Genomic DNA, 12,090 nt, shown 5'->3' with positions numbered 1-12,090 from the left:
TCTATCGTCACCGTGACATTGCGTCACGAAGGAGATGTCGATCCGTCGTGGTGAAGCGGAGACGGTTGTTGAAGCGCTGGTGGCTGGCCGCGCGGGTGAAGCGCCCCTTGGAGACGCTGTAGCGGGTGCCTCCCGGACGCGCACCATCTGGACCATCACCCTCAACCCGGTCAAGGGCGGCACCGCCCGCACAACCCACATCAACCCGAAGGACTTCCCGGCCTGAGCACGGGGACGGGGTCCGGCCGGAGGGTTTTCCGGTCCTGGGCTCGGTATGGGCTGTGGCCGGAGGACTTCCCGGCTTGGGCGTGGGACGGGCCTGTTAGCGAAGGACTTCCCGGCTTGGGCGTGGGGCGGGCCTGTGAGCGAAGGGCCTTTCGGCCTTTGCGTGGGACGGGGCTGTGACCGAGGAGCCGGTCAGCTCGTCTGATCGCTGAGCGCGCCCCGCCCCGGCTCGGCCGACCAGCGTCCCCGATGCCGGGGTTCGGCTTGGTCTGTGGTCATGCGAGGGCCGGGCTTGGCCGGCTTGCCGGACCTCACGCCGCGCTACTTCTGAGCCCGCGCCTCCGAGTGCCGCGCCGCCGCCGTGACCGACACGCAGCGGAGCCCGGCGATCCCCGGCCGTGACGACGGCGGTGGATCGCCGGGCAAACGATGCCTCATCTGCGGATTCGGCTTGACTGGCGATCTTAGATGCACCAGATTGTTCGCGTCTTTCAGCACCTACGACAGCACCCTCAACAAGGAAAGCGAATGAAGCGAACGCTCATCGGTGCGGTCGCCGTCGCGGGCCTGGCACAGCTGTTCGCCGCTCCCGCGCACGCCGCCTCCACCACGGATCCGGTCAAGGCGCTGCAGTCCCAGTTAGGGCAGGGCAAGGCGGTCAACCTGGAGGCCACCGCCAAGGTGACCTATAAGGCCGGACAGGTGGCCACCTCCGCCCTCGACGGCACCATCGGCTTCGGCCCGCGCGGGCCCGTCGCCTCCGACGTGGCCCACACCCTGCAGTACAGCCCGGCCCTGCTGCGCATCATGAAGAAGACCAGCCCGGCCGAGACCGAGGCCCTCCAGGAGGGGCCGATCCGCATGCTCTCCTCCGGTGGCGTGAGCTACGTCTCCGGCCCTGTGGTGGACCAGGCGCTGCCTCCGGGCACGAGCTGGGTGCGCTACCGCAAGGTCGCCCAGCCGCCGAGCAACCTCGTCGTCGAGCCGCTCGACCCGGCCACGCTCAAGACGCTCGTCGCGAGCCGCACCTCGTGGAAGGACGGCATACTCAAGGGCAGCGTGAAGGCCAGCAAGCTCGTCAAGTCCTCGAAGCCGTTCGCCGCCTTCTACGGCACCGGCTTCACCGCCAAGCGCGACGGGAAGATCTCGTACACGATCTACTTCGGTGACAAGGGCCTGCTGCGGCGGGTCGTCGCCAAGGCGACGGTGCCGATCGGCAAGAGCACCGTCCAGGTCGAGTCCGACACCCGCTACCGCGACTGGGGCCGCGAGGCGACCGTGCTGCTCCCGCTCGAGGGCGACGTGATCGACCGCAGCGAGGTCAAGGACGACACGCCCGACCAGGTGCCGGGCATCTGGAACTGACCGGCGGGAAAATCGGTGGCGGGCCCGCGCGGCCCGCCCGTACACTCATCGGCATGTCGACGCCCCGGACTTCTTAGCCAAGGACACAGCCTCCACACCACCCTTGTGTCCTTGAGCTTCTCCGGAGCGTCATCTCATGCTTACCTTCCGTGGCGTCGCCGTGCGTGCCGGCGCCTCCCTCCTCATGTCCGGTGTCACCGGTCACGTCGCCCCCGGCGACCGCGTCGGCCTGGTCGGCCGCAACGGCGCGGGCAAGACCACGCTCATGAAGACCCTCGCCGGGCGGCTCCAGCCCGCATCCGGCGAGATCGTCCGTACCGGCCCGGTCGGCTACCTGCCGCAGGACCCGGCCGCGGCCGACCCCGCGAGCACGGTCATCGGCCGCATCCTGTCGGCTCGCAGTCTCGATCAGGCCGTACGCGAGCTGCGCGCCGCCGAGAAGGCGCTCGCAGAGACCGCTTCGAACCCGCAGGCAACCGAGCGCGCGATGGCCCGCTACGCCAGGGCCGAGGCCGAGTTCCAGGCGCGCGGCGGCTACCCGGCCGAGGCGGAGGCCGCCCGCGTCGCCGCCGGGCTCGGGCTGCCCGACCGGGTGCTCGACCGGCCGCTCGGCACGCTCTCCGGTGGCCAGCGGCGCCGTGCCGAGCTGGCCAGGGTGCTGTTCGCCGAGCCCGGCGTGCTGCTGCTCGACGAGCCGACGAACCACCTCGACCGCGACTCCATCGCCTGGCTGCGCACGTTCCTGCTCGGCTACCCGGGCGGGCTCGTCGTCATCAGCCACGACACGGACCTGCTCGCCGACGTGGTCAACCGGGTCTGGCACCTGGAGGACGGCACGCTGGAGATCCGCAACATGGGCTGGGAGGCGTACCTCGCCGAGCGGGAGGCCGACGACCGGCGCAGGGCCAGGCTGCGCGCCGCCGCCGAACGCAAGGCCGCCGCGCTGCGCGCCCAGGCCGACCGCATGCGCTCCCGCTCGTCCACCGCCGTGCGGGCCCGCGACATGGCCCGCCGCGCCGAGCGCATGCTCGCCGAGACCCGTCCGGTGCGGCGCGCCGCCAAGGTCGCGCGGTTCCGGCTGCCCGAGCCCGCGCCCTGCGGCCGCACCCCGCTCGGCGCGATCAGCCTGACCAAGTCGTACGACGGCATGCCCGTGCTGACCGGCATCGACCTGGCCATCGACCGCGGCAGCAGGCTCGTGGTGCTGGGGCTGAACGGCGCGGGCAAGACCACCCTGCTCAAGATCCTCGCCGGGCACGAGCGGCCCGACTCCGGGCGGGTGGTGCCCGGCCACGGGCTGCGCCTCGGCTACTTCGCCCAGGAGCACGACACCCTCGACCCCGCCCACACCGTGGGCCGCCACCTCGCCGAGGCCGCGCCGCACCTCAGCGACGGCGAGGCGCGGACGGTGCTCGGGTCGTTCCTGTTCGGCGGGGACGACGTGGACAAGCCGGTCGGGGTGCTGTCGGGCGGCGAGAAGACCAGGCTCGCGCTGGCCGGCCTGGTCAGCTCGCAGGCGAACGTGCTGCTGCTCGACGAGCCCACCAACAACCTCGACCCGGCGTCCAAGGCCGAGGTGCTGGCCGCGGTGTCGGCGTACGAGGGGGCCATCGTGATGGTCACCCACGACGAGGAGGCCGTCGAGGCGCTCGCCCCCGACCGGGTGCTGCTGCTGCCCGACGGCGTCGAGGACATGTGGAACGAGGAGTACGCCGAGCTCGTCACCCTGGCCTGAGGACCCGGTGTGAGGGGCGCGTGCCTGGGGGCAGGGGCACCCGAGGAGCGCGCCCCTCGCACCAGGGGGGCCACCTGCGACGACAGGACGGCGACATGACCTCTACACCCGATCGCCACCGGCCGGGCGCCCCTCCGTTCCCGCCCGGAGCGGCGGAACCGGAGGACACCACAGGGGACACCACAGAGGACGCCGCGATGGAGGCGGAGATCGGGCGCGTCAAGGAGCCGGCGCGGCTGCTGCGCGTCAGCACGATGGCCCGATCGCTGCTCGACGAGGCGCGCGGGCTGCCGCTCGACGAGCACGCCCGCGAGCAGCTCGGGCACATCCACGAGCGCGTCGTCGCGGAGATCGGCGAGGCGGTGGCGCCCGAGCTGCGCGAGGAGCTGGAACGGCTGCTGCCCGCCACGTCCGGCACCCTCACCCAGGGGGAGATCCGGATCGCGCAGAGCCAGCTCGTGGGCTGGCTCGAAGGCGTGTTCCAGGGCATCCAGGTGGGGCTGTCGCTCCACAGGGCCACCCACCCCGAGCTGCCGGGACGCCCGGGACCGCCGCGCCCGCCGGGCGGCCCCGGCGCGGGTCCCTATCTGTGACGGACCGCCACCGACCAGCGCCTCCGCGCGTGGGGGACCTCACCTCACGGAGAGCTCGCCACCGGCCGGGGACCAGGTACGGCCCGGCCGTGGTGGACGAGCCGCCCGTAGTGAGCCGGGTCCACCGGGCCCGTGGCCAGGTCGAGCAGGGGGACGGCGGCCTCGGCCGCGCGCGTCCACCTCGTCCAGGGACGGCAGCCCGTCGAAGTGGTCGTGCAGTACCGGTGCCAGGTGGTGCAGCGTGCCCGGCCGGCTGGCGACCACGAACAGCCGCCCGCCGTCGCGCAGCAGCGGCGCGAAGGCGCGCAGCAGCCGCGTGGTGCCGAAGTTGGCGACCTCGGTGGAGGCGCCGATCACGGCGGCGCTGCCTGCCGGCCCGGCTGCCGGGCCCGCTGCCCGAGCCCGCCGCCCACCTGGCCAGGGCCCTGCGCGACGCCGCGCTCACCTCATGAGCGTCAGGGGCCCTTCACCGCGTACGTGACGAGCGTCGTCAGCACCTCCTTGACCGACTCGCGCTGCCGCACGTCGCACATCACGATCGGGACGTGCTCGGCCAGCCCCAGCGCCCGCCGCACCTTGGACGGCTCGTACCGGCGGGCGCCGTCGAAGCAGTTGACCCCCACCACGAACGGGATCTGCCGCTGCTCGAAGTAGTCGACGGCGGGGAAGCAGTCCTGCAGCCTGCGCGTGTCGGCGAGCACGACCGCGCCCAGCGCCCCGAGCGCCAGCTCGTCCCACATGAACCAGAACCGGTCCTGGCCCGGCGTGCCGAACAGGTACAGCCACAGACCGTCCCTGATCGTGATCCGGCCGAAGTCCAGCGCCACCGTGGTCGTGACCTTGGACTCCACGCCCGAGGTGTCGTCCACGCCGATGCCGCGGTCGCTCAGCAGCTCCTCGGTGTGCAGCGGCCGGATCTCGCTGATCGTGCCCACCATGGTCGTCTTGCCGACGCCGAAGCCGCCCGCGATGAGGATCTTGATGGCCAAGGCCGGGACGGCCGGCGCCGTCCCCTGCTCAGAGACTGCGTAGCCCATGGAGCACTTCCCTGTAGATGCGTTCGTCGATCGTCTGCGCGACGGGGCGCGGGCGGTCGATGGTGATGAGGCCGTCGCGGCGCAGATCGTCCAGGATGACCCTGGTGACGTTGATGGGCAGCCGGAGGTGCGAGGCGACGTCGGCCACGGGGGTGGGCCTGCGGCACAGCGCCAGCACGGAGCGGTGCTCCGGCATCAGGTCCGGGGGCTCGGGGGCGTCGCCGGCCGTCGTGACGATGGCCATGAGGTCGAACGCCTCGCCCTGGGGCCGCGCCCGGCCCCTGGTCAGCCCGAACAGCCGGATCAGCGGCCCCGGATCGTCCCCGCTCACTGCCTCGAACCGTTCCAGGCCGGAGCCGGTGCCGCTCCTCTCGGCTGCGCGGAGAGGTGCTCGCCGACCCTCTTGACCATCAGCGCCATCTCGTACGTCACCATGCCCAGCTCGGCGTCGGCCGAGGCGAGCACGGCGAGCCGGGCGCCCTGGCCGGCGGCCGTGACGAACAGGAAGCCCTCCTCCAGCTCGATGATGGTCTGCCGGACGCCGCCCATGCCGAAGTGCCGTCCCGCTCCTGTGGCGAGGCTGTGGCTGCCGGCCGAGATGGCGGAGAGGTGCTCGGCGTCCTCTCTGGTCAGGCCCCGGGAGCTGCCCATGTTCAGCCCGTCGGCCGACAGCACGATGGCGTGCCGGATGCCGGGGACGCGCTGGATGAGGTCGTCGAGCAGCCAGCTCAGTTCGCTTCTGGAGTCAGGCATCGGATCGGTCGTCCTTTCGGTTCCACATGTCGTGCTCGTGCCCCGTCTGGCGGCGGCCCTGCTGCCAGCCGCGCTGCATGGACGACATGAGCTGTGCGAGCTCCTCAGGGGTGCGCTCCGCGACGACGCGCCGGTGCACGCGTGCGGAGTCACGTAGCTGGGGAGCGAGGCTGGCCTGCGGGATCCGCATGGGCAGCCCGTCGAGATCGTCGTCGGCGTCCTGGGGCGGCACCGTGACGCTCCACGCCTCCTTCGCCGCGCCGTTCCCGGCCGATCCGGGTACGGGCGTGGGTCTGGGGCCGCCGTCCGGCCGCCGCATCGGCAGTTCCACGTCACCGGTGTCGGGTCCCGTGAGCGGGGGCCCCGAGCGCCCGTTGCCGTTTGCTGTGGTGTCTCCCATGGTGTGTCCCGTGGCGGGTGCCGTCGCGGGTCTCGTCGTGGGGGAGCCGGGTGCCGGCTCCGGTTCGGGCGCGGGCCTGGCGGCCGGCACGGAGGCCTGCACAGAGGCCGGTCCAGAGGCGTGCCCAGTGGTCGGCCCAGTGGTCGGCACACTGGTCGGCCCACTGGTCGGCCCACTGGTCGACAGGGTGCCGGAGAGCCAGGCGGGGCCGGGCGCGCTGTCCCGGTGCGGGGCGTCGAACCAGGTGCCGCGCTCGGGGGCGGTGCTCGTGTCCTGGCCCCAGGACGAGCTCGGCGCGCTGGACGAGCCGGCGGTGAGCGCCGGGCGCTCCGCCTCGGCGAGCAGCGAAGCGGGCAGCAGCACGATGGCGGTGGTCCCGTCGTACGGGGAGCGCCGCAGGTTGACCTTGATGCCGTGCCGGGCGGCGAGCCTGGCGACCACGAACAGGCCGAGCCGGTCGGTGTCGTCCAGGTCGAACTCCGGCACGTCCGACAGGCGGGCGTTCAGCTCGGCGAGCGTGGCGTCGTTCAGGCCGAGCCCGCGGTCCTCGATCTCCAGCGCCATCCCGTTGGCCGCGGTGAGGCCGCGCACGGTCACGGTGGTGTTGGGCGGCGAGTAGACGGTCGCGTTCTCGACCAGCTCGGCGACCAGGTGGATGACGTCGGTGACGGCCGGGCCGACGAGCAGCGGCGCGTCCGGCATGGGCGCGACCGTGACCCGCGTGTAGTCCTCGACCTCCAGCACGGCGGCGCGTACGACGTCGAACAGCGGCACCGGGTCGCGCCAGCGGCGCGCGGGCGCGGAGTCGGACAGGATGATGAGGTTCTCGGCGTGCCGCCGCATGCGGGTGGTCAGGTGGTCGAGCTTGAACAGGTCCTCGAGGACGTCCGGCTCCTCCACCCTGCGCTCCATCGTGTCGAGCAGCGAGAGCTGGCGGTGCAGCAGCGCCTGGTTGCGCCGGGCCAGGTTGAGGAAGACCTGGCTGACGCCCTTGCGCAGCGCGGCCTGGCCGACGGCGGCCTCGACGGCGGTGCGGCGCACCGCGGCGAAGGCGCCGACCACGCGGTCCACCTCGGCGGTCTCGGCCGGCTCCAGCGGGGGCGCCTCGGTGGCCGGGTCCACGTCCTCGCCGCGGCGCAGCCGTTCGACGAGGCGGGGCAGCCGCTGCTCGGCCAGCTCGGTGGCCGAGCCCTGCAGCCGGTGCAGCTCGCCGACCAGCGAGCGGCTGAACCGGTACGACAGCGCCAGCGACACCAGCACCGCCGCGAGGCCGGCCAGCAGGACCAGCCCGATCCGCCAGTACGCGCCGATCTTCTGGCTCTCGGCCTCGGCGGCGGCCCTGGCCAGCTCGGCCTGCGTGGCCTGGTTCATCTGGGCCAGCACGGTCTCGGCGTCCGCGCGCCACTCGTTGCCGTTCACCGGCGGCACGCCGCCCGTGTCGAAGGTGAACAGCTCGTCCTCGACCGCGACCACGCGCTGGTAGGCCTCGCTCGCCACCAGCTTGTCGTAGGCGGCCCGCAGCTCGGGGCCGGCGTCGCGCTCGGCGTTGGCGAAGACGAGCCGGCGGCTGGTCATGGCGGCCACGAACGCGGCCCGGTCGGTGGGGGTCATCCTGCGGTGCACGACCGTGCTGGTCAGCACCGCGTGCTCGCGCCACAGGTATTCGGCGCTGGCGCTGAAGGCGGCCATGCCGCGTACGGCGCGGTAGGAGGAGACGTCGCTCAGCGCGTCCCGGTCGGTGAACTGCCGGTTCACCACCGCGATCAGGTTGTTGTACGCCTCGATGATGGTCAGCGGCGGGGCCAGCACGCCGCCGTCGGCGGAGGCCCGCAGCGACTGGAGCCCGTCGAGGGCCTGCACCATCGCCTCGACCTGGGCCGGCGCCTCATCGGTCTCGCCTTCGAGAATGTCGTCGATGATCTCGCGGATCTCGGCGACCTGGGCATCGGTCTTGTGCCGCTGGTCGGCGAGCGGCTTGTAGGCCGCCGTGCTGCCGGGCGCCTCGGCGGAGAGCTTGCGCTCGCGCTGCAGCTCGACGATCAGCTGGAGCAGGGGAGAGCCGATGGCCTCCCACCGGTCCTGTGTCTGCGAGACTTCGGCGATCTCGTCCACGCTGGAGTAGGCGATGAACCCCCATAACGCGACCATCGAGACCAGCGGGAGCAGGAGAATTCTGAGCAGCTTGGTACGGATCGGCGGGGGCGAACTCATCCTTCATCCATTCCGCGCGTGCCTGTGCGCTGCCGGGTGGCCGTGGACTCGACACCGCCCCCCGAGGTTGCCCGCCACGACCTGATTGCGCCTGTGGTCCGTCCACTATGCCGATGGGGCAGATGTACTTCAAGGTACGGATGCGAAGAAACATCGCCAATGGCGGGTTGACTCTTTGTCAACCTACGATTCGTGAATCGTGACGGCCGTCATGCCACGCACAGTGACCGATTCCGCGACCATTTCCGCGCGAACGACAAGGGAATCGATCACGGGAACGAGCGTGGGACCGATCGAATGAGCGGTCACGATCAGACGAACGCGCCGTGCCCCGTCACCGCGCGCCCGACGATGAGCGTGTTGATCTCCCGGGTGCCCTCGTAGGAGTAGATCGCCTCCGCGTCCGCCACGAAGCGCGCGATGTCGTAGTCGAGGATGATGCCGTTGCCCGCGAGCAGCTCCCGCGCCCAGCCGACCGCCTCCCGCATCCGCGACGTGCAGTACGCCTTGGCCAGCGCCGAATGCTCGTCCTTGAACACGCCCTCGTCCTGCAGCCGCGCCAGGCGCACCACCATGCCCAGGCAGGCGGTGGCGTTGCCCAGCATCTTCACCAGCAGGTCCTGCACGAGCTGGAAGGACGCGATCGGCCGGCCGAACTGCTCGCGCTCCCCCGCGTAACGCAGCGCGATCTCGTACGCGGCGATCATGATGCCGACCGCCTGCCACGCGACGCCGCTGCGGGTCCTGCGCAGGATCCGCGCCGTGTCGCGGAACGACCGGGCGTTCGCCAGCCGGTTCTGCTCCGGCACCCGGCAGCCCGACAGCGTGATGTCGGCGTTCTGCACCGTGCGCAGCGCCATCTTGTTCTCGATCTTCGTGGCGGTGAACCCGGGCGTGCCCTTCTCCACCACGAACCCCTTGACCTGCCCGTCCTCGACGTCCCTCGCCCACACCACGATCAGGTCGGCGAACGTGCCGTTGCCGATCCAGCGCTTGGCCCCGTCCAGCACCCACACATCGCCCTCGCGCCTGGCCGTGGTCCGCATGCCGCCCGCCACGTCGGAGCCGCCCAGCGGCTCGGTGAGCGCGAACGCGCCGATCTCGTCCATCCTGCTCATCGCCGGCAGCCAGCGCTCGCGCTGCTCCCGCGAGCCGCACGCGGCGATGCTGCCCATGGCCAGGCCCGTGTGCACGCCGAAGAACGTCGCCATCGACGGGTCCGCGTGCGCCATCTCCAGCGCGAGGAAGCCGCTGAGCAGGCCGCTCGGCTTCGACCCCGGGCACTCGGGGTGGGCGAGGGCCGCGATGCCCAGCTCGGCGTACTCCTTGACCAGGTCGATCGGGAACTCGCCGCGCAGCCAGCAGTCGTTGGCGATCGGCACCACCTTGTCGTGCAGGAACTCCCGCACGCGATGCAGCGTCCGCCGCTCGTCCTCGGCGAGCATCTCCTCGAACCGGTAGAAGTCTCCGGTCAGCAGCTCCGACATGGCCCCCGCTTCCTCCGCTCGTGGCCGCTCCTCCTACCCAGCCGCTCCGCCCCGACACCGGCGGGTACGGCTTCGAGTGCGGCCCCGGAGGGCCGGGCGGCTACTCGCCGCCCTGACCGTTCCGGCGCGCGTTCCCCTGCGCGGGCTGCTTGGCGGCATCCTGGACGGGCTGCTGCGCGGTCTTCTGCGCGGTCTTCTGGGCGGTCTTCTGGGCGCTCTTCTGGGCGGCCTGCTGCGCGGAGGCGGGCAGGCGGCCGAGCACGCGGCGGCGGATGACCCGCTTCACCCGTCCGGTGAAGGTCACCGGCGGGGCGGGCTTCCGCGCCGCACGCTGCGCCGCGTGCAGCTCGCGCCGCAGCGTGCCCACCTCGCGCCGCAGCTCGACCGTGCTCTTGCGCCAGCGCCCCGCCTCGTCGCGCCACTTGGCGACCTGGCCGCGCAGCCGCTCGTTCTCCTTGGCCAGGCGCTCCGCCTCGGCCTGCGCCTGCACTCTCGCCTTGTACGCGGCCCGCCGCCCCACCAGCTCGGGCAGCTCGTCACCGGCGCGGGAGAAGTCGTACTCCTCGCCGGTCACCCACCGTACGCCGGACACGTCGTCCACCGCGTCCTCCAGCGGCTCGCCGGGCCGGGCGACCAGCCGGGCCCGCGAGAAGGACGCCACGCGTTCGAGCCGGGCCTCGACCACGCCGTCAGGCGTCTCGTCCAGCAGCACCCTGATCAGTCCGAGCGCCTCGTTGCGGGCCAGCCGCAGCAGCCGCGCCACGCTGTCCTCGCCCGGCATCCACCCGGCGGGCAGCCGCAGCACGAACGGCACCGACGGGTGAATCTCTTCGTCGGTCGCCAGGCGTACCCGGCCCTCGTGCTCGTAGTGGCCGTGGACCAGCACGAGATCGAGGTTCGGGTCCTTGAGCGGGGCGCGGCGGTCGCGGTCGAGGGTGTCCCAGGGGCCGGTCACGACCACGGACAGATCCGGCACCGTCGAGGCGAGCAGGGCGTCCACGCTGGAGCGCACCGCCTCGTACCCTCCGGTGCCGGAGACGACGGCGGTGACGTGCGGGATCTTCCACTGCCGCGCGGGGTGGGTGCGCAGCCACTGGTAGGTGGGGATGCGGTCGGCGACGAAGGCGTGGCTGACCCGGTCGATGCGCTTCTGCTCCCGCATCCGCATGGTCGGCCCGAGGTGGTAGGCGCGCGCCTTCGGCTCCGGTACGAACACCGCGCCCGCCTGCGCGAGCCGGTAGCCCATCTCGGTGTCCTGGCCGAGGATCAGCTCCTCGTCCATCGGCCCCGCGGCCTCGATGAGCCGCCTGCTGACCGAGGTGGCACCGCCGACGTGCAGGCTGAACGGGCGTATCGGGTTCGCGGTGAGCCCGTCGGTCCGCTCCACCAGGCCCACCAGCCAGGCGTGCGGCTCGGCCGGCTCGAACGCCGCCTCCAGGTCCTCGGGCAGCTCGTCGGGCAGCGGGGCGCTGGTGAAGCGGATGTAGCCGGTCACCGACAGGTAGGGCGCGGCGTGGTGCCAGCGCATGTGCGCCTCGATCGCGCCCGGAGTGAGCACCACGTCGGAGTCGAGCCAGTGGATGACGTCGCCGGTCGCCTCCGCCAGCCCGGCGTTACGGGCCGGGGCCCGGCCCGGCCGCTCGCACACCACCAGGCGGGCGGCGCTGCCCTCGGGCAGCCACAGCGGTGGATCGCTGCCGTTGTCCACCACGATGATCTCGGTCAGCTCCGCCGGATACGTCTGCCGCGCCAGCCCCGCGAGCACCAGGTTCAGCTTGTCCTGGGCACCGTAGGCGGGGATGACCACGCTGACCCGCAGCCGGGGCGTGAACCGCTCCGGCGGCCGCAGGACGCGGTAGTCGTTGCCGCGGATCCGCGGCACCTGGCCATCTGCAGGGTCCCGAGGGGTCACGGACATGCGCGTTGCTACTCCCTCATCGCGTCGTCGGTCGGGGCGATCGCGTGCCCACTGTAGAGCCCTTATCTGGGAACGCAACGAGAGCCGCATTCAGGAATCCGTGTTTCCGCAGGTCAGGTTTGTCAGGATTTGTCAAGGAAGCAGGAAAACCGCGCCACCGTCCTCACCCGTCGTCGAGCGCCCCTCCGCTGCGGCGTTCCGCCGCCCGGCGGCATCCACCGTCGTGGCGCGGCGCCTCCGGAGCGCCGCAGGCCGACGGGAGTGAAAGGCGGCCGCAGGCGTACTGCCGGGAGGCCGCGGCGGCGGTCGCGGTCGCGGTCAGGGGTGCACTGACGCCGGCGACGGCGGTGGGAGCGGTCGTGCTCA

General features: G+C 72.3%; 11 protein-coding genes. 4 read left to right on the top strand and 7 right to left on the bottom strand.

What is annotated here, in order from left to right:
• The first annotated feature begins 34 nt into the window (after window positions 1-34).
• From ACGFIM_RS10895 to ACGFIM_RS10880, 4 genes are all read left to right on the top strand, one after another.
• On the top strand, window positions 35-226 hold the full coding sequence (locus ACGFIM_RS10895; protein WP_393198000.1) for a hypothetical protein: 192 nt from the start codon (window positions 35-37) through the stop codon (window positions 224-226).
• Between the two features lie 527 nt (window positions 227-753).
• The gene (locus ACGFIM_RS10890; protein ID WP_393197997.1) at window positions 754-1,590 is read left to right on the top strand and encodes a hypothetical protein; all 837 of its coding nucleotides are present in this window, start codon (window positions 754-756) and stop codon (window positions 1,588-1,590) included.
• A gap of 136 nt (window positions 1,591-1,726) precedes the next feature.
• Window positions 1,727-3,325 (top strand): ABC-F family ATP-binding cassette domain-containing protein, encoded by a 1,599-nt coding sequence (locus ACGFIM_RS10885; RefSeq protein ID WP_393197994.1) that lies wholly within the window; start codon window positions 1,727-1,729, stop codon window positions 3,323-3,325.
• Between the two features lie 95 nt (window positions 3,326-3,420).
• The gene (locus tag ACGFIM_RS10880; protein ID WP_393197991.1) at window positions 3,421-3,918 is read left to right on the top strand and encodes a proteasome activator; all 498 of its coding nucleotides are present in this window, start codon (window positions 3,421-3,423) and stop codon (window positions 3,916-3,918) included.
• Window positions 3,919-3,957: 39 nt separating this feature from the next.
• On the opposite strand, the gene ACGFIM_RS10875 is transcribed toward ACGFIM_RS10880, so the two are convergent.
• The 7 genes from ACGFIM_RS10875 to ACGFIM_RS10845 all read right to left on the bottom strand — a co-directional run bounded on the left by ACGFIM_RS10875 (window position 3,958) and on the right by ACGFIM_RS10845 (window position 11,724).
• Window positions 3,958-4,275: a hypothetical protein gene (locus ACGFIM_RS10875; protein WP_393197989.1), complete on the bottom strand. Its 318-nt coding sequence runs from the start codon at window positions 4,273-4,275 to the stop codon at window positions 3,958-3,960.
• A 98-nt stretch (window positions 4,276-4,373) separates the two neighbouring features.
• Window positions 4,374-4,955, bottom strand: a complete 582-nt coding sequence (locus tag ACGFIM_RS10870) for an ATP/GTP-binding protein (protein WP_393197986.1) — start codon at window positions 4,953-4,955, stop codon at window positions 4,374-4,376.
• The gene (locus tag ACGFIM_RS10865; protein WP_393197983.1) at window positions 4,936-5,286 is read right to left on the bottom strand and encodes a DUF742 domain-containing protein; all 351 of its coding nucleotides are present in this window, start codon (window positions 5,284-5,286) and stop codon (window positions 4,936-4,938) included. The genes ACGFIM_RS10870 and ACGFIM_RS10865 overlap by 20 nt, the downstream gene beginning before the upstream one ends.
• Window positions 5,283-5,708 (bottom strand): roadblock/LC7 domain-containing protein, encoded by a 426-nt coding sequence (locus ACGFIM_RS10860; RefSeq protein WP_393197980.1) that lies wholly within the window; start codon window positions 5,706-5,708, stop codon window positions 5,283-5,285. The genes ACGFIM_RS10865 and ACGFIM_RS10860 overlap by 4 nt, the downstream gene beginning before the upstream one ends.
• On the bottom strand, window positions 5,701-8,319 hold the full coding sequence (locus tag ACGFIM_RS10855; protein ID WP_393197977.1) for a nitrate- and nitrite sensing domain-containing protein: 2,619 nt from the start codon (window positions 8,317-8,319) through the stop codon (window positions 5,701-5,703). Before ACGFIM_RS10855 ends, ACGFIM_RS10860 begins: the two co-directional genes overlap by 8 nt.
• 311 nt (window positions 8,320-8,630) lie before the next feature.
• A complete protein-coding gene (locus ACGFIM_RS10850) occupies window positions 8,631-9,806 on the bottom strand; it encodes an acyl-CoA dehydrogenase family protein (RefSeq protein ID WP_393197974.1) in 1,176 nt (391 codons plus the stop codon).
• Window positions 9,807-9,906: 100 nt separating this feature from the next.
• Window positions 9,907-11,724 carry a glycosyltransferase gene (locus ACGFIM_RS10845; protein ID WP_393197971.1) on the bottom strand — a complete coding sequence of 606 codons (1,818 nt, stop codon included), beginning with the start codon at window positions 11,722-11,724 and terminating at the stop codon, window positions 9,907-9,909.
• Window positions 11,725-12,090 lie beyond the last annotated feature (366 nt).

The organism is Nonomuraea sp. NPDC049309, assembly GCF_043196965.1.
GTDB lineage: Bacteria > Actinomycetota > Actinomycetes > Streptosporangiales > Streptosporangiaceae > Nonomuraea > Nonomuraea fastidiosa.
This window is presented reverse-complemented; position numbering and strand designations above follow the sequence as displayed.